Genomic DNA, 16,150 nt, shown 5'->3' with positions numbered 1-16,150 from the left:
CACCGGCAGATCTGCCGGTGGCGGTCTTCGTCGAGGGCTAACTCGACGGTGTCGTCGGCGAACAGAGCTCGGCGGCGGGCGTAGTCGATGGGGACCGGCGCGTGTTGACGACGTGGACGAGTGGACCGGGGCGCTGGCGATGTGGTCGGAATCCACGAAAGCCAGTAGTGCCTCCAGATGGCTGCGAAAGTGTGGATTCCCCAAGAGACGGGCGACCGTCATGTGGCCGATCGGCCCTCTGAGAAGCAGCATCAGGCTCGTGCAGCGCGGCGCATGCCGCCGATCCACGGCTGGTGCGGAGACTTGGGCGGCAGCAGCCGGAGCATCCAGGACGACCCGAGCATTCCGGTCAGCTTCGCAGGCCGCGTCGCGCCTCACCTACACCTGCAGTCGCCGCGCAGACGGATCGGACGCCCGTGGTTGGGCCCCGCACGATCCGGCTCCCTGCACCCGGCGGCGTCCTATCCAGCCCGGGCCCGGGCCTGCGCGAGGCGGTAGGAATCGATGATGTTCCCGCCGAAGTAGGTCGGTCCACGATGGCCTCGCAGACCTGCGGCTGGGGTCACTTCGAGTTCTTCGCCTCGAACACGGCCACCTCGTTCATACCGGTGAACGTCGCCGGCGCACGACATCGCGGCGCGGTCTCCCGCAGCTCGGTCAACTGTGTCTGATCCGTCCACGACAAGGCTGGGGATTCTGGCCTGCTTGTTCGGGTGTCCGTCCACCGGCGCGAGAGGGTTGACGCCGCCGCCGCGGCTCGGGCTGCACTCAGGGGCGCGGCGGACGGTGGTTGGTCGTGAGGCGTGTGCGGCGGTAGCTACGGTGTGTTCTGGGCTGCGGCGCCGGTGCTGGGGGTGGGCGTGCTGGTGGGGGTTCGGGTGCGGGAGAGTGCTTGTTGGTCGGCGAGGGCGATGGCGAGTTCGCCGGCTGCGTTGGGGTGCAGGGGTGCGTCTGCGTCGGGTCCCTGGACGAAGGGCTGGTCGCTGCAGAGCCGGTGGCCGTCGAAGTGTTGGGGTACGGCGGTGAAGTCGAACGTCTGGGCGCCCTGGCGTAGTACGGAGTTGAGTTGGTCCAGCCGGGATTTGAGGATCTTGGCTTTGGCTGTGGTGATGTTCTGGTCCTTGAGGCAGTCGATGTTCTCGCCGAAGGGGTTGTAGTACTCGTTGATCAGTACCCGGGGGTGCTGGGGCAGAGCGGCGACGTTGCTGAGCAGGTCGTAGTAGGCGGTGGTGAAAGCGGCGATCTGCTGCTGGAAGTAGGCGGTGGAAGCCCGGTCGTCGCAGGCGTTCGCGGCGGCGCAGAGCGCGGCCATAGTGGACCAGTGGATGTCGTTGGCGCCGATACTGACGATGATCACCGAGGCTTTACCGGCTCCCATCGCGGCCGACAGCTGGGGCGGCACCTGGGTGGTGCCGCGTTGCTGGGGGCCGAGCAGTCCGTCGCGGATGGTGGCGCTGCTGCAGGCCAGGTTGAGAATGTTCCAGTTGTTGGCGGCGGCGAGGTAGAGCGCGTAAGCGTCCTTGCTGCGTCCGCATGCCGTGTCCGTGGTGGTGGGGTGGTCCAGGGGAGCGTTGCCGATCGCGGCGGCGGTGGAGTCTCCGATGACCACGGCCTCCACTCCCGGTTGGGCGGGTGTGCCGACGGCCTGCACGGGTGTGGGTGTGCTGGGTCCGACCAGGTCTTCGATGCCGCGGACCTGCCGTAGCGCGGCGGGGGTGGCGGAGGCCAGGAGGTAGACGCCGAGGGCGTTGAGCGCGAACACACTCGTGACGGCGATGGCGAGCATCCACAGCATCGACGCCCGGCTGGAGCGGCGGATGCCCGCGACGGCTACGGCGATCAGCGCGGCGAACCCTATGGCGATCAGCGTTTCCCACAGCAGGTAGCGCGTCCAGGCGGAGGTGAGCTGCTCGCTCAGGTCCTTCCCGGCGGCCTGCGCGCCTCCCGGCTTGGTGAGGGCGCTGGCCTGGGCGTTGAGGGAGATGTGGGTGAGCTTCAGGCGCGGGCGGATGGGTCCTTCGAACCGGGGCTGGGTGGGGATGGTCTGGCCGAAGAGTTCGAGTTCGCCTGGCCCGGACATGTTCAGGTCCGGGGTGGCGGCGCCCACCTGTACGGTCTGGCCGGCCGGGGAGACGGTCTGCAGGGGAGTGACGCGTACCGACAGCCACACGGACAGTGCGGCCACGGCCAGGACGGCGGCGGCGTACCCGAGGAGGGTCGGTATCCGGCGGAGCCACGGGCGCATACGGGTCCTTTGCTCGGCCGGAACAGTTGTCGGCGGCTCGGCCTGTCTGTCCGCCGGGCGGCCTACGAACAGCCGGGGCCAGGCTGTCACGGCAGGAGTGCGACCCTACCGGGTCTGCACGGTTGAGCGGACGGACTTCGGCGGCGGCCCGGTGATCGGCTGGCGGCGCAGGGATACCTGGGAGGGGCAGGGAGCCGGGTAGGGCAGGATGGCAGGTCATGATGGGACGGCTGGAGGCGGCCCGGCTTGACCGTGATCCCGAAAGTGGCAGGTGGCAGGATGATGAGAAGGTGGGCGCCGATGCTGACGGTCGGGGCGGCGGCGGGGCCGCCTGGGGGCGCGGGGCTGGGGCAGTGTCCTGTGCGGGGGGTGGCCGGTGACCCGGGCTGTGACCTTGCACGATGTGATGGTGGCGGGCATCGCGGCGGCGGGCCTGGTGGTGCGCGGTGGCTGGGCGAGCCGGACGCGGTGGAGCGGTGATGAGATCGCCGTTGACGCGTTGCGGACTCTGGTGCCCTGGGCGGCCCTGGCAGCCGGGGTGTCGGCGGCCGGAGCGGGCCTGCCGCTGACCGCGGCCGTTAGCCACAACCTGCACCTGGTGCTGGTCGCGATGCTCATCCTGGCGGCCACGCTCACCGCGGCCCGCACCGCCGCGGGCCTGATCCGGGCGCTGGCGCTGTCGCGGTCCGGGGTGGCCGGCTCGGCCACCATATTCGTCAACATCACCCGTATCGCGGTAGTGGCCATCGGCATCCTCGTCCTGCTGCAGACGCTGGGCATCACGGTCGCCGCTGCTCACCGCGTTGGGCGGGGGCGGGCTGGCGGGGGCGCTGGTGCTGCAGGACACGCTGGCCAACCTGTTCGCGGGTGTGCATATCCTGGCGTCGAGGTGCAGCCTGGCGACTACATCCGGCTCGGCAGTGGCGAGGAGGGCTATGTCGTCGACATCAACTGGCGCTACACCGTGGTGCGTCAGCTGCCGTACGACCTGTTGATCGTTCCGAACGCGCAGCTCGCCGGGGCGATCATGACCAATTACCATCAGCCGGGGCAGCAGATGTCGGTGCTGGTGCAGGCGGGCGTCGGCTATGGCAGTGACCTGGATCATGTCGATCGGGTGACTACCGCGGTGGCCGCGGAGGTGATGGCGCAGGTTCCCGGCGGAGTCCCCAGCCACGAGCCGACCGTCCGGTTCCACACGTTCGGGGAATCCAGCATCGATTTTTCGGTGATCCTGCGGGCCCGCGAGTTCAGTGACCAGTACCTGGTCAAACACGAGTTGATCAAACGCCTGCACCGGCGCTACCGGGCTGAGGGCATCGAGATCCCCTTCCCGATGCGGACCGTGATCGTACAGCACCAGGACCAGATACCCGTGCGCCGGCACGGAAAAGCGGATTTCGGTCCTGCCCAGATGCCGGTAGCCGCAGCGGGCACGCCGACATCCGGATAGCAGGCCGGAGACAGACACCCCGCCCCATCGCCTCGCTCTGTGCCTTGGGTGTTCAGGCGTGCCGCCCGGCCTGCTGCGGCAGCCAGGCGGAACGGCTGAACACCGTCGGGAACGCAGGAGGGGCTGGTCAGGATCGGCGGGGGGTGGCGAGTTCGGCGTTGAACTGTGCTCCGGTCAGGAGGGCGAGGTTGGACAGCCACAGCCAGACGAGGAAGACGACGATGCCCGCGAGTGATCCGTACAGGCGGTCGTAGGTGCCCGCGTAGGTGGTGTAGAGGGTGAAGCCCGCGGAGGCCAGCAGCCACAGGACGACGGCGAGCAACCCGCCTACGGCGCGGTGGCGCAGGCCGTAGGCGGTGGCCTGGCCGGAGCGGAACAGCACCAGGACCAGGACGGTGACCAGGCACGCCAGCAGCGGCCATTTCCCGGCGTTCCACGCGGTGACGCCGGCGCCGTCCACCCCCATGATCCGGCCGGCGGTGCGGGCCGCGTTACCGGTCAGGACCAGGGCGAGCACGCTGGAGACGAGCAGGGCCAGCAGGACGAGCGCGGTGAGCACGGTGAGGGGGGCCTTCTTCCACAGCGGACGCCGGTCCTTCACCCCGTTCATCGCGTGCAGGGCGCGGCGGAAGACGCTCAGGTAGCTGGAGGCCGACCACAGGGCGCCCACCGTGCCGAAGGCGGCCAGCAGCCGTGCGGGGGTCTGCTGGTCGGCCATGCTCTTGAGGGCACGCAGGATGGCGGGGCGTGACGGGGCGGGGACGACGGCGGCCACCTGGTCGACCAGGTGCGCGCTTGCCGGGGTGTCGGCGATCCCGATCAGTGAGAGCGTCACCAGCAGGGTGGGGAAGATGGTGAGCACCGCGTAGTAGGTCAGCGCGGCGGCCCAGTCCGTCGCGTCCTCGTTCCACAGAGCTGCCGGTGTCCTGCGCAGCGCCGCACACCAGTCACGGCGGCTCGGCACTGCGGCCGGGCCCGGGTGGCGAGGCGGGGGTGGTGCCGGTTGGTCGATGGTCACACGGTGTCCCGTCGGTGAACGCGCCTCACCTCCCGTGGCCGGCGCAGGGTCGGGCCGGCGCACGCACGGCGGTGGGAAGTGGGCTGAGGGAGGCCAGCGTACGGGCGACGGGCGTCAGCAGAGCCTTCGGGGGGATGCGCCCGCCGGAGCGATGGACAAGGGGACCAGGCCCGCAGGACACTTGACTGAGACAGCCCCTGGCTGTGCACGGTTCGAGCGGAGGTGCACGGTGGACTGGTGGGTGTGGGTCATGGTCGTCATGGCGGCAATGGTGGTGCTGGTCGCCTGTGCGATGTGGACGCAGGCGAGGCGGCGCCGGGGCGGCGCCGTCGCGGTGCATCGCGGGCGGCGGGGGAAGCGGGGCGCGAAATGACCGCGCTGATGCTGGCGACCGAGATCGCCAAACGACCGGTGGTGACCCTTGCCGGGGAAGCCGTCGCGCAGGTCAAGGACACCGTCTTCGATGGCCCCGGCGGACGGGTCGCCGGTTTCACCCTCAGCGGTGGCGGACTGTTCTCGGGGCCGCTGAAGCGGGCACTGCCCTGGGCCGGGGTCACGGGGCTGGGCAGCCACGCCGTGATGATCCGCGACGAGAACGTATTCGAGGACCGCGCTCAGGTCGCCGACCGGTCCGAGACCGGGGGCGGCAACGTGCTGGGCTCACGCGTCCTCACCGATACCGGCACCGACCTGGGCCGGATCACCGACGTGGTCATCGAGGTGAGCGAAACCTCCGCGACCGCGGTGGGCTACGCCATCGCATCCAGCGAAGTCCTCGGCCACCACGCGCGGACCGTGTTCATCCCGCTGTCCCAGACCATCGCGGTCTCCGGCGAGGCCCTGGTCGTCCCGGCACTCGCGGCCGAATTCGTCGCCGAGGACCTCCCCGGCTTCACCGAGATGATGCAGGCATTCCGGGCCCGCCTGATGGAGGCATGATGCTGCTCAGCGAACTGTCCGGGCTCACCGTGATGAGCAAGGCCGACGCCGTCGCCATCGGCACCGTCGCAGGCATCGTCATCGACCCCGCGGCATCCCGCGTGATCGCTCTGCACCTGGCGAAGACCAGCGGCGCCGGAAAGTTCCTGGCCTGGCCGGACGTTCACGCGGTCGGACCGGACGCGGTCATGGCCCCCGACGGGGGCGCCCTGCGGGACGCCGACGACGAACTCGCCCCGCTCGCCACCGCCTCGAGTGGCCTGCTCGGCAAACGCCTCCTCACCGACCACGGCGAGGAGGACGGAATCGTCCAGGACATCGACTTCGACCCCCGGACCGGCAGCGTGTCCGCCCTGCTCACCTCCGGCGGCAACATTCCCGGCACGCGCCTCATCGGCATCGGTTCCTACGCCGCCGTCGTCCGCACCCCATGAACCACGCGGCCGCGGCCTGGTTACGCTCTTGCCGACCGGGACTTCCCGCGGCCGCTTCTGCTCGTACGGTGACCCGTATGGACAGGTGAGGGGTTCGCCGACTGCGGCTGGTCGTCGTGGTCGCTGGCGATGATGCCGGGCCGCGCTCACTGGGCCCGTCCCAAACCAGGAGCGCATCAGCGCGCCCAGGGACGTGGTCTTCGATGTGATCGCCCAGCCCTATCTCGGGCGAGCCCCGCCGCGGCCCACCGAGCGGTTCGCCCGGCCGCGCACGCACCGGGCACCTCCGACTGTCACTTCACGCGCTTCCTGCCGGTGACCAGTTTGGTGATGTACTTTTCGCCGTCGGCATACGCCTGGTCGTGGGTGTAGCTTTCGGAGACGTACTGGCGTCGGCCGGTTTCCTTGTCGGTGACGAGCACCCGGAACCCCAGGGCGCTGCACCCGCGCCTGAACGGGACGCCGACACCCATCAGTCCCTCTGCCACATCAACGGCAAACCGCTCACGGCTCACCCGTCCGGGCACCGCACACTCCCGGCTGCGGCCGGTCCCGAATCTGAACGGTCCGATGCGGATGGTGCGTCGCATGACGCCTCCCTGCGGATATAGGACGATTCTACGCGCGATCAGCCGGTACGGGGCTCTCCCAGTCCCGGTGGGACCAACCCGCCGGAACAGCTTCGGTGGGGACCGACCGCCGGTAACAAGCAGACACACGTGACCCGGTTTCCGCGGCATCCCGCCAGCCGCCTCGGCGGCGGGATGCCGCGTTGCCCATGGTCGCGTGGGTGGTGTACACGGCGATGGCTCTGGGTCAGCTCGTCTCCTTCGGACGGATGCCCGGGATTCTGACCGCGTACGGTCCAGCGAACGGCGCAGGCGCGACCACGCTCGCGGTGGTTCTGATCGCTGGCAAGCTGGTGCGCGGCGTGTGGTTCCTGGCCCGCCCGCGATCGACAGCGCGCACCCCGGTGTGCATCTACACGGCCGCCTCAGTGACGTGGACCGCAATGGCCGTACAGGCGTACGCCCGCGGTCGTGAACTGTGGCTGCTTCGGGGGCCACCTGTCCCAGCCGTTGCCCTGGATCGTGCTGGTCCAGGACGCGCTGACCATCCAGCGAGGACGGCGGCGACGGCCGGATCCAGTCGTAGCCTGCGGGGTTCGTGGTCTCCGGGGCCGGATTTCACGGTCTCAGGGGCAGGGAGCGGCGCCCCAGGAGTTCAGCCAGGCCGCGGCGGGTGGCAGCCAGGACCACCCGGTCCTGGGCCTGCAGGATGTAGCTGTCGGGCAGCTCCCACACCAGGTCGGCCGGGCGGTCGGCCGGCTCGTACCCGGTGGATCGCGCGGTGGCCAGATCCGGGGTGCGGTGGCCCGGGGCGGAGGTGTCCAGGGCCAGGACGCGCCAGGAGCCGGGCCGGAACGTCTCGGCGACGGTGCGGCCTTCCAGTTCCCGGTGGCCCCCCACCTCGACGGCCGCGAAGAGCAGTACCTTGCGTTCGACCGGTATGGCGCCCAGTATCTGGCGGCCCATCATGGCGCCGCCGAAGGCCGGTGCGGCCAGGTGGGAGACGCTGCGGCTGCGGGTGACGGCGTCCGGGTGGGCGGCGCGCAGGGTGCGGTAGACGGCGGTCGCGAAGTCGTCGTCGTACAGCCGCATGGACACCCGCAGGTCGGACTTGACCGAGCGGGCGTAGAGGGCGGCCTCCAGGTTGGTGGTGTCCGAGCTGGTCAGGGCGAGCAGAGCATGTGCCCGGTGGATCCGGGCGGCCTCCAGTACGCCTTCCTGCGCGATATCTCCGAGGACGACCGGAACGTGCAGGCGACGGGCCAGGGTGAGCCCTCGTGCCTGGGGATCGTTCTCCACACAGACGGCAGGGATGCCCAGTTCGAGCAGCCGGGCCAGAACGCGGGCGCCGACCTTGCCCAGCCCCAGCAGGACGACATGGCCGGACAGGCCGCGCGGCGGGCGGCGCAGGGCGGAGGCGCTGCGGAAGGCGCCGAGTGCCTCCAGGACCCCGGCGACCAGGACCGGCAGGAGCAGCAGGCCGATGAGCCCGGTGAACAGTTGGATCACCTTGCGGCTGGGCGGTCCGGCGATCGCCGGGTCGTCGATGGCGAACAGATCGAGGAGGGTGAGATAGCCGGCGTGCAGCGGGCTGCCGCCGGTGGTGAGCCAGGCCGACACGGCAAGGGCGAGCACGGCTGCTCCGATACCGGCGACGGACCACAGGAGCCGACGGGAGAAGAGCGAACCGAGCGGGACACCGGGGGCTCGCCAACCGCGCGGCGGTGGTGCGTTGAAGCCGGGGCGATGGCTTCCAGGACAACGGTTCCCCGCCCGGTGGCCGCTGCCACTGTGCGGGCGTCGGGCAGCAGTTGCGGACCAGCGGCTCCGCTGCGGTCCAAACCCTCGCTGCCCGCCGGGTCGTTGACCGTGGAGGACAGCAGCGCCAGCGTGCACAGCCCCTCGTCGGCGACCTGACCCCGGCCCGGAGGGGTGCGTTCGACAGCCCGCAACAGCAGCCCGTCGGCTTGCACGACCTTGCTGGTGCCGGTGATCGCCGAGGCGACCAGTGCCGGGGCCGCGGTGTCCGCATCCGACAGCACAGTGGTGGATGCGTCCAGAACCTGCGGATCGATCCCGGGATCGGCGACTGCCGCCGCCTGGTCGAGGAGCGCCTCCAGGTGCTGACCCAACTTGCGGTTGTAGAGCCGGATCACCAGCCGCAGACGGGGGTTGAGACGCCGGGCCGTCAACGCCGCCCGGATGTTGATCTCATCGTCGTCGTACACCAGCGCCAGCGCCTCGGCACGCTCCACCCCAGCTTCCCGCAGCACCTGTTCATCGGGCTCGTCCGCCTCCAGCAGAGGAATGTCCACGGCCGGTTCGTCGGAGACGACAGCCGTGTGCGCCACAGCGGGTGTCATACGGCCGAGGAGAGCGGAGGTCCGCCGGCCGCGCGGGCCCGGGGACGCCGGACGCAGGGCACCGTGCCCGGTCCCCTGCGGCACGACGAGAGTCACCGGCTCCCCGTAGAGCTGCCGCAGCTCGGCCGCGAGCCGGTGCGCGAGTGCGCCGTCGCCACAGACGATCATGTGGGCGACGGGGCCGGGACGTTGGACCTGCTGAGGAAGTGACACCACGCCCCCTAGACTCCCTCACCCCGTCGCCTGGTTTCGTCCGGGGTCCGGGACGCGGGAAAGTCTGCGGTGCGTGAACGGCCCGGGGAAACGCCCTGCGCCTCCGACGACGCTCCGGCCCGGCCCGGCCCCGGATGCATCGCAGGCCGCCCTGTGACCCGTCAGGCCGCTGACTCCGACCTGCCCTCCACGTCCTCGATCCCGGTGGGTCGCCCGGCCCGGACCCAGCGCGCGTACAGCCCGCCGGCGATGAGCAAAGTGGCTGCCAGGGACAGCAGCGGCCAGCCGCGCAGCAGGTTCACGGCGAGAGTGAAGGCGACGGCCGCCGCGGCCAGGGCGTTGACCCAGGCCAGTGCCGGCTTCTTCTCGGTGCGGGCGAAGCTGGTCATGGCGAGCAGGCCCACCAGGAAGCTGACGAAGACCGCGACCGCGTAGAAGAGCACGAGTTTCTGCTCCTGGCCGGCCGCCGCAACGATGATCACGGCAGCGGCGGCCAGGTAGACGACCACCGACCAATACGGGGTGTGGTGCTTGTTCGTCCGTCCCAGGACCGGCGGCAGCACGCCCGGCGCGCCCGCTGTACCCGCCAGGGCCTTCAGCAGACCGGGTCCGGCCTGGAAGGACGAGCTGGCAGCCGCCAGCAGCAACAGCGAACTGGTCAGCTGGAACGCTCCGTACAGCCAGCCGGGGCCGGCCGCCGCGTGCGCGATGTCGGCGATCTGGGTGGAGTCGGCGTCCGGGATTCCGACATGCAGACGTACGGCCAGCGCGGTCAGCGCGATCGTCAGCCCGCCGACGATCACCACGAGCAGCGCGAGCGTGCCCCGGCCGAAGCGGCGCCGGTGATTGTCATCCAGCTGGCCGAGCTGGGCGATCGCGGTCGAGGGCGCCTCGACACCGGTGGCCAGGGCCATCGCGACAGGGAAGGCGAGTACTACCGCGAGCACCGCCGACCGGCCCGGGTCGGTACTGCTCGCGGCATGCCCCATCTCGTGTGGGGAGACGAAGCCGAGCACGAGCACGACGACGGAGACCACGACGAACAGCACGGTCATCACCGCGAACAGCAGCCGGCCGCCGTGCCCGAACCAGGTCAGCCCGGCCACCAGCACCAGCAGCCCCAGGGCCAACGGGATGCGGGCCCCCGCCAGTTCGGGGAACAGGGCGATCACCGCGCTGGACGCCGCCGAGATCGAGATGCCGATGGTCAGGACGAAGTCCACCACCAGCGCGCCGATGGGCAGGAAGGTCCAGCGGGGCCCGAAGGCCCGCCCGGCCGCGGCCGCCGCGCCCCCGCCCTTGGGGAAACGACGTACCAGCTGCCAGTAGTTGGCGGTCACCACCACGACCAGGCCCACCACCAGCGACATGGTCGGCAACAGCAGCGCCAGATCACCGTCCAGGGCCCGCAGGGCCGCCTCGATGGCATACGCGACGGATGAGACCGGGTCGGCGATGACCGCGAAGGCGAACGCGAAGAAGAGGACCGAGCGGCGCGGGCCACAGGAAGCGCCGAGGGGCGCGCCGGCAGGGCGAACCTGCCCACGGAGAGACATGCGAGAGCCTTTCATGACAGACCAAATGTGGAACGCACAAACGCGCAACGCATTGCCGACCAGGCTTCCCGGCACACCAGATCAGAGCCTACGTCAGGAAATCGCTAGGGACCGTCGGGAAATCGTCAAGAATCCCGCACCGCCGGACTGCGCCATGCTGGTCAAGGAGAAGCGAAAGAGCACCGATGATCACCGTGCGGCGCCAGTCGCCGGCCCGGCCCGGCCGCGATGTCCACACCGACGATGAGGGTCCTAGCGGCGAACGGCAGCCCGGACAAAGTAGGGGCGCGTGGCCGACAGGGCGCTTCATGCCGGGCGAACCCCCTCCCTTTCCCTACGACAGGCGGGCAGTCGCTCCGGCGTCGGCACTTTCCCGCTACACGAAGCGCAAGACGGCCGGTTGACCGTTTTTGTTGCTGCGCCGACCGCCGACTTCCATCAGCCTTTGGACTATGCAAAGGTTGTCTTGCAAAGCATTCTGGTCCCCGAAGTCCCCGCCGGAGCAGACCCCGCATGCCCGAAAGGCAGGCTGTGACTCCCCAGCCCGACGCACCGCACCACCCCACCCGCCGACCGGCTGGCGACGCACAGTGGCTCGGCTTCCGGTCCACCTCTACCGGCTGGGCCTCGGGCCGCTCTTCGGCAAACGGATGCTGCTGCTCATCCACACCGGACGCGCCTCAGGCCGGGCCCGCAACGTGGTCATCGAAGTGGTGGCGTACGACGCCCAGCAGCACACCTGGACCGTTGCCTCCGGCTTCGGCCCGAAGGCCCAGTGGTACCGGAACCTTCGTCACACCCCGCAGGCCACCATCCAGGTCGGCCGCTGCTTCCATGCCGTGACCGCCCACTTCCTGAGCGAGGAAGAAGGCGGCCGGGTCATGGCCGTCTACGCCCCCAAGCACCCCAGGGCCGCCCGCCTACTCTGCTCCTACATGGGCTTCGAGACGAACGGCAGCGCCGACAGTTACCGGGCCGCGGGCGGGCACATCCCCTTCGTGCGCTTGGAGGAGTCCATGCTCGCTGGGCAGGGGCCAGCACGGGATACAGAGCGCGCAGAGCGCTCTGACGGGTGAACCAGCCGCGGGCCTTGACTCAAGGCCGTGACTCTGTTGGTAATCTTCGCGTGCCCCTACGCGATGCCGAGGGCGGTGCAGAGGGCCCGGAAGCAGGTGGCTCGGCGGCGGGCCCGTGGCGTGTCGCTGATCCAGTCGGCGACACGGGTGATGTTGCAGGCCATGCCGGTGAAGACATGCTGTACGTGGGTCTTGGCCAGGCCGCGGTAGCGGGACCGGCGCAGGCCATGGACTCGGACGTTCTGGGAGAGCGTGGCTTCGATGCTGGCCCGGATCGCGTACCACCGGATGACGAGCAGCAGGGCCGGCCGGGCGATCAGTGCGGAGCGCAGGGGGGCAGAATCGATTACCCGGCCGACGTACAGGGCGAAGGCGGAGTAAAACTGGGCTTGGACGAAGGCGCCCAGTGGGCCGGCAAGGGCCACGCGGCGCTTTTCCGGGGTGCGGGCCACCATGCGGGCCTGTTGTCGCGCGTGGCCCACCGCCGGGCGCTGCTACTGCCCGCCGCCCGCGTGCCTTGTGGCCCGCCCAGGCTGGCTCCCGCTCCGCAGCCCCCGGGCCAGCGCCTCTACTCCCTGCCTCGGAGGGGCACTACGCACGGGCGCAGTGCCCCTCCGAGGCAGTCGATCCCGGGACCGGGAGGCCATCACATGCAGCGAAACGGAGGGTCTTTCCGCGCGAGCGGGGACGGCCCGACATCGCCGGGGTGCAGTATTCACGAAGGGAGAGCCGCGCACTCCTCGTGCCGTGGAACGACACCACGACGTTCCCAGTAGCCTGCCTTGACTGGGCATTCCGGTAGGCCGTCTGACCAGCGACACACAGCGCCTGACGGGCCATCAGAAAAAGCGTCAAATGAGCGTCACGGCGCCTCGAGGAGCGTCATTTGAGCGTCAAGATTTCGCCCGTAACGCTCACAGCGCACATAACGCACATCACCCGAACCCGCAGGTCAGGACTCCTTTGCGGCCGGTTCGAGGATCGCCACGCACTCCACGTGGTGCGTGACCGGGAACGGGTGCACGGAGGCTGACAAGCGGTTGGTGATGGGCCCACATGCGGTGCCCCGTCGCAGGGACCCGTCGGCGGACCACCCGCGCTGGCCGGCTGACACCGGAGCTCGAGAGCTGTAACGGTGGGGGTTATGGCGGTGCGAGGTCGAGTCTGGTCTTGGCGATGAAGCCGTCGATGAGCTCGGGTCGGTACTGCGTCCGCTTGAGCCGCGTCTTCACCAGCGCTACCAGTTGGTCGATGTCTAGCTTCACGAGGTTGGTCAGGGATCGTTTCAGATGGGCCACACGGCCTCGACCGGATTGAGTTTCAGTGCGTACGACGGCAGTCGGTAGACCGTCAGCCAGGACCGGGCGGCGATCAGCCGTTGCGTCGTGCGGCTGACGTGCGTGTTGAGCTCGTCCCAGATCAGGACGATCGGACCGCGGAGTTGCTGGTGAGCGCCATCGAGGAGCCGGATGTAGTCGGTCTCGGTAGAGCCTTTGCGGCGGCCCCTGCGCGGTCCGCGGTCGATGTGGGTGCGATAGACCAGCCGTGCCCGGTGGCCGGGCTTGGTGCAGATCAGCCCGGCCAGCAAGACGCGTTTGGTGCCCGCCGCGGTCACCCGAACAACGGGAGTGTGATCGCGCCGGCCCCAGGCGCGGCCCTTGGACGGCCTCAAATCTTGGCCTGCCTCGTCCTCGAAGCAGAGTCAGGCGCCCAGGTCCACCGCCGTCCTTTTATGGCGGGTCACTGCTCGTCCCTCCACTCGGCGACTTTCGCCTCGTCGCGCTCGGCGGCTTGCCGGGTCGGGACCTGCGCGCTCCACCCGATCCGTGTAGCAGCAGGTCCAGCCCGGCCAAGGTGTACTTCACCTGGAAGCGCCGTCGCACGACCTCACCGATCCGCACCAGCGTCCAGCATTGGTCCTCACCCCACCCGTGAACGGCCGGGCCGGCGTCTAGCACCGCCTCCAACGTCCGCAGTTGGGCGGGATTCAGCCGGCAACGAGCGCCGCTCGGCCCTTTCGACGCCAGGGCCTGCCTGCCACCCGCGGATAACGCTCGCCGCCAGCGGTTCGCCGACATCCGCGCCACCCGAAAACACCGGGCCACCTCCTGATCGCTGGCCTCCGCCTCGAGCAACTCAGCCGCAGCCAACCGCACCTACTCACGCCGGGCCCGCTCCTCAGCCGTCAGCCCGCCACCATCTGCATACCTCATACCACCGGCAGAGCGAACGGAACGACGTCCGTCACGAGGCAGAAAACGTGCACCGTTACAGATCTCTAGCTCGTCCACGCCAGCGGCAACATAGCCGGGGATCGCCGGTTAGCCAAACCGGTGATACTGCGGATCATTAATGGTTCGTCGTCCATCAACCTCGCAAAGACCCCGACGACGCCCCAACACGCAGTGCAGTCAGCAGCACCTACGCCATGCCCACGGCTGCGAGAGCGGTTCCGGATACAAACGAGGAATCCAGAAGTGCGAACAGGAATCGCCGAGGCAAACTTTCCTCGGGTCTTTCTTTGAAACTGACCTAGGGGGCGCTGACCGGTATCAGTGTTCTCCGTTGGAGAACTAGCAACGATTGGGCTGGACTTCGCGCGTCTTCTGTTTAATGTTGTGTCTTGCCCGGGCACAGCCCGGCGCCCTGAACACCTCTCCCCCTTGCAGCCGTCTGATATCCGCGACCGGTTGCCACACACGTCCCTGCCCTCTAACCCCTGGGAAGTCCATGAACCCAAATGCACCGACCACCGAAAATGTCCGTTCCATGAATGTCGAGCCATCGCCCGCCCAACTGGCCGGCGGGTGGTACACAACCGAGGAGATAGCGCGCCTGCTGCGAGTCGACGCCTCCACAGTCCGTCGATGGAGGACCGCCCGACCCCCGCAGGGGCCGCCTTTCGTCCGTCTGTCGGAGCGGGTGGTGATGTACGGCGCCGCCGATGTCGAACGGTGGCTGGCTGATCGCCGCATCGACCCCGGGCAGGCGGCCTGATGCCCTACATAGAGCAATTGCCCATTGCGGTGCCGCTGTCGGCCGATATCGAGCGCCGCGCGAACCGGCCCGTCCCCTACCGGGCACGCGTGCGCTGGACCGATCCCCACACCGGCAAACGCCGGTCCTTGTCGGAAGCCAGGGCCAGCGCCGAGGAAGCCCAGGAGTGGATCGACGCGCTGTTGGCCGCGGCCCTGCGTGGGATCGACCCGACCCGGTCCAATCAGTCCTTGGCCGACTTCGGGAACGCCAACATGAGCCTCGCGCTGCGTGGCCTGGAGCCCAAGACCACTGACCCCTACCTGGCGGGGTGGCGGCTACGAGTAGTACCCAGTCTGGGCCACATCCCGGTCGCGATGATCAGCAATGGTGCAGTGGACCGCAGCGTGTACGGGTGGATCGCGGACGAGTGCGGGCGCTCCACGGTCAAGAACAGCCTGGCAGTCCTGGTCCGGGTGATGGAGCAGGCCGTGCGAGACGGCATCATCGCACGCAACCCCGCCCGCATCGTGGGCTGGCAGTCGGCCTACAAGCAGGCGGAGGACGAACTCGACGACCCTCGCACCCTGGCCCTGCCCACCTGGTCGGCCCTTTCTGAGCTGGCGGCAGGGCTGGTGGCACGTTCCCACGGGAACTTCGCCGGATGGGGTGAGGTGGTGATCTTCATGGCCTGCACCGCCGCCCGCATCGGCGAAGCATCCGGCGTGCGGGTCAAGGACATCGACCCGGTCAATTGGATCTGGACCGTGCGCCGTCAGACCACCCCCTCCCCCGGCGGACTCGCCGACAAAGGCACCAAGGGCAAAGCGGCCCGCCGCGTCCCGCTCATCGAGGAAGTGCGGCCCTTGATCGCGCAGCGTCTGCTGGCTGCCGGCCCCGACCCCGACGCCCGGCTGTTCACCGGCCCGCGCGGCGGACGCATCACCACCGCTGTCCTGCGCGACGCCACCCACTGGGACGCGGTCGTCAGCTCACTGGGCCACGAAAAGCTGCGCCGTCACAGCCTGCGCCACACCGGGCTGACGTGGATGGCCGACGCCGGAGTGCCGCTGCACGTCCTGCGGCTCATCGCCGGCCATGGCTCGCTGCTCACCACCCAGCGCTACCTCCACCCCGACCTACAAGCCATCGTCGCCGCGGGACGATCGCTCAGCGCCCACCTGGCCGGAGCGCCCGGGCCCTCGGACCCGCTCGCCGCGACACTGCGGGTCTTGTAGAAACCGGACAATGCAGGAGCAACCATTCACGATCATGGTCCCCAAGCAAACAGGGTCTGATCAGGGCTTT

14 protein-coding genes and 3 pseudogenes are annotated in these 16,150 nt (G+C 69.4%); 8 read left to right on the top strand and 9 right to left on the bottom strand.

Going from position 1 to position 16,150, the window contains the following annotated elements; translation table 11 throughout:
- The first annotated feature begins 536 nt into the window (after positions 1-536).
- Entirely contained in the window at positions 537-671 is a 135-nt protein-coding gene (locus M2266_RS29345; protein WP_277440904.1) for a hypothetical protein, read from the top strand.
- A 146-nt stretch (positions 672-817) separates the two neighbouring features.
- Here the strand turns inward: M2266_RS29345 and M2266_RS29340 are convergent, their stop codons facing one another.
- Entirely contained in the window at positions 818-2,245 is a 1,428-nt protein-coding gene (locus M2266_RS29340; protein ID WP_277440903.1) for a GDSL-type esterase/lipase family protein, read from the bottom strand.
- Between the two features lie 376 nt (positions 2,246-2,621).
- Between M2266_RS29340 and M2266_RS29335 the strand changes: the two are divergent.
- Positions 2,622-3,698, top strand: a pseudogene (locus M2266_RS29335) (mechanosensitive ion channel family protein).
- Between the two features lie 127 nt (positions 3,699-3,825).
- On the opposite strand, the gene M2266_RS29330 reads toward M2266_RS29335, so the two are convergent.
- Positions 3,826-4,716, bottom strand: coding sequence for a YihY/virulence factor BrkB family protein (locus M2266_RS29330; protein ID WP_277440901.1), 891 nt, complete (start codon positions 4,714-4,716; stop codon positions 3,826-3,828).
- A 369-nt stretch (positions 4,717-5,085) separates the two neighbouring features.
- Between M2266_RS29330 and M2266_RS29325 the strand changes: the two genes are divergently transcribed.
- Positions 5,086-5,655, top strand: coding sequence for a PRC-barrel domain-containing protein (locus tag M2266_RS29325; RefSeq protein ID WP_277440900.1), 570 nt, complete (start codon positions 5,086-5,088; stop codon positions 5,653-5,655).
- Positions 5,652-6,089, top strand: coding sequence for a PRC-barrel domain-containing protein (locus tag M2266_RS29320; RefSeq protein ID WP_269270415.1), 438 nt, complete (start codon positions 5,652-5,654; stop codon positions 6,087-6,089). Before M2266_RS29325 ends, M2266_RS29320 begins: the two co-directional genes overlap by 4 nt.
- A 293-nt stretch (positions 6,090-6,382) precedes the next feature.
- On the opposite strand, the gene M2266_RS29315 is transcribed toward M2266_RS29320, so the two are convergent.
- Together M2266_RS29315 and M2266_RS29310 are read right to left on the bottom strand one after the other, a co-directional pair.
- Positions 6,383-6,679: a hypothetical protein gene (locus M2266_RS29315; RefSeq protein WP_269270416.1), complete on the bottom strand. Its 297-nt coding sequence runs from the start codon at positions 6,677-6,679 to the stop codon at positions 6,383-6,385.
- A 597-nt stretch (positions 6,680-7,276) separates the two neighbouring features.
- Positions 7,277-9,141 (bottom strand): annotated as a pseudogene (locus tag M2266_RS29310) (NAD-binding protein).
- Here M2266_RS29310 and M2266_RS29305 point away from each other — a divergent pair.
- Entirely contained in the window at positions 9,085-9,231 is a 147-nt protein-coding gene (locus tag M2266_RS29305; protein ID WP_277441437.1) for a hypothetical protein, read from the top strand. The pseudogene M2266_RS29310 and the gene M2266_RS29305 sit on opposite strands and share 57 nt — an antisense overlap.
- 164 nt (positions 9,232-9,395) lie before the next feature.
- Here M2266_RS29305 and M2266_RS29300 read toward each other — a convergent pair whose 3' ends face one another.
- On the bottom strand, positions 9,396-10,790 hold the full coding sequence (locus M2266_RS29300; RefSeq protein ID WP_277440899.1) for an amino acid permease: 1,395 nt from the start codon (positions 10,788-10,790) through the stop codon (positions 9,396-9,398).
- A 590-nt stretch (positions 10,791-11,380) separates the two neighbouring features.
- Here M2266_RS29300 and M2266_RS29295 point away from each other — a divergent pair.
- On the top strand, positions 11,381-11,866 hold the full coding sequence (locus tag M2266_RS29295) for a nitroreductase family deazaflavin-dependent oxidoreductase (RefSeq protein ID WP_277440898.1): 486 nt from the start codon (positions 11,381-11,383) through the stop codon (positions 11,864-11,866).
- Positions 11,867-11,922: 56 nt separating this feature from the next.
- On the opposite strand, the gene M2266_RS29290 is transcribed toward M2266_RS29295, so the two are convergent.
- The 4 genes and pseudogenes from M2266_RS29290 to M2266_RS29275 form a co-directional block, all read right to left on the bottom strand.
- Positions 11,923-12,321, bottom strand: coding sequence for a transposase (locus M2266_RS29290; protein ID WP_277440897.1), 399 nt, complete (start codon positions 12,319-12,321; stop codon positions 11,923-11,925).
- Positions 12,322-13,008: 687 nt separating this feature from the next.
- A complete protein-coding gene (locus M2266_RS29285; RefSeq protein WP_277440896.1) occupies positions 13,009-13,131 on the bottom strand; it encodes a hypothetical protein in 123 nt (40 codons plus the stop codon).
- Positions 13,132-13,151: 20 nt separating this feature from the next.
- On the bottom strand, positions 13,152-13,538 hold the full coding sequence (locus tag M2266_RS29280) for a transposase (protein WP_277440895.1): 387 nt from the start codon (positions 13,536-13,538) through the stop codon (positions 13,152-13,154).
- A gap of 68 nt (positions 13,539-13,606) precedes the next feature.
- A pseudogene (locus M2266_RS29275) lies at positions 13,607-13,944 on the bottom strand (winged helix-turn-helix domain-containing protein).
- Positions 13,945-14,479: 535 nt separating this feature from the next.
- Here M2266_RS29275 and M2266_RS32485 point away from each other — a divergent pair.
- Complete coding sequence (locus tag M2266_RS32485; RefSeq protein ID WP_346780965.1) at positions 14,480-14,863, top strand: helix-turn-helix domain-containing protein; 384 nt, start codon at positions 14,480-14,482, stop codon at positions 14,861-14,863.
- On the top strand, positions 14,863-16,080 hold the full coding sequence (locus M2266_RS29265; RefSeq protein ID WP_277440893.1) for a site-specific integrase: 1,218 nt from the start codon (positions 14,863-14,865) through the stop codon (positions 16,078-16,080). Before M2266_RS32485 ends, M2266_RS29265 begins: the two co-directional genes overlap by 1 nt.
- Positions 16,081-16,150 lie beyond the last annotated feature (70 nt).

Origin of the sequence: Streptomyces sp. SPB162 (genome assembly GCF_029504575.1) — a bacterium.
Taxonomy (GTDB): domain Bacteria; phylum Actinomycetota; class Actinomycetes; order Streptomycetales; family Streptomycetaceae; genus Actinacidiphila.
Note: the sequence above shows the minus strand (reverse complement) of the source record. Positions and strands in the feature narration are given on the sequence as shown.

What these genes read in the sequence shown, in the direction of transcription:
- M2266_RS29265 (WP_277440893.1), top strand. Translation starts at nt 14,863, where the DNA reads ATGCCCTACATAGAGCAATTGCCCATTGCGGTGCCGCTGTCGGCCGAT.
- M2266_RS32485 (WP_346780965.1), top strand. Translation starts at nt 14,480, where the DNA reads ATGTTGTGTCTTGCCCGGGCACAGCCCGGCGCCCTGAACACCTCTCCC.
- M2266_RS29300 (WP_277440899.1), bottom strand. Translation starts at nt 10,790, where the DNA reads ATGTCTCTCCGTGGGCAGGTTCGCCCTGCCGGCGCGCCCCTCGGCGCT.
- M2266_RS29340 (WP_277440903.1), bottom strand. Translation starts at nt 2,245, where the DNA reads ATGCGCCCGTGGCTCCGCCGGATACCGACCCTCCTCGGGTACGCCGCC.
- M2266_RS29320 (WP_269270415.1), top strand. Translation starts at nt 5,652, where the DNA reads ATGATGCTGCTCAGCGAACTGTCCGGGCTCACCGTGATGAGCAAGGCC.
- M2266_RS29345 (WP_277440904.1), top strand. Translation starts at nt 537, where the DNA reads ATGGCCTCGCAGACCTGCGGCTGGGGTCACTTCGAGTTCTTCGCCTCG.
- M2266_RS29325 (WP_277440900.1), top strand. Translation starts at nt 5,086, where the DNA reads ATGACCGCGCTGATGCTGGCGACCGAGATCGCCAAACGACCGGTGGTG.
- M2266_RS29315 (WP_269270416.1), bottom strand. Translation starts at nt 6,679, where the DNA reads ATGCGACGCACCATCCGCATCGGACCGTTCAGATTCGGGACCGGCCGC.
- M2266_RS29290 (WP_277440897.1), bottom strand. Translation starts at nt 12,321, where the DNA reads ATGGTGGCCCGCACCCCGGAAAAGCGCCGCGTGGCCCTTGCCGGCCCA.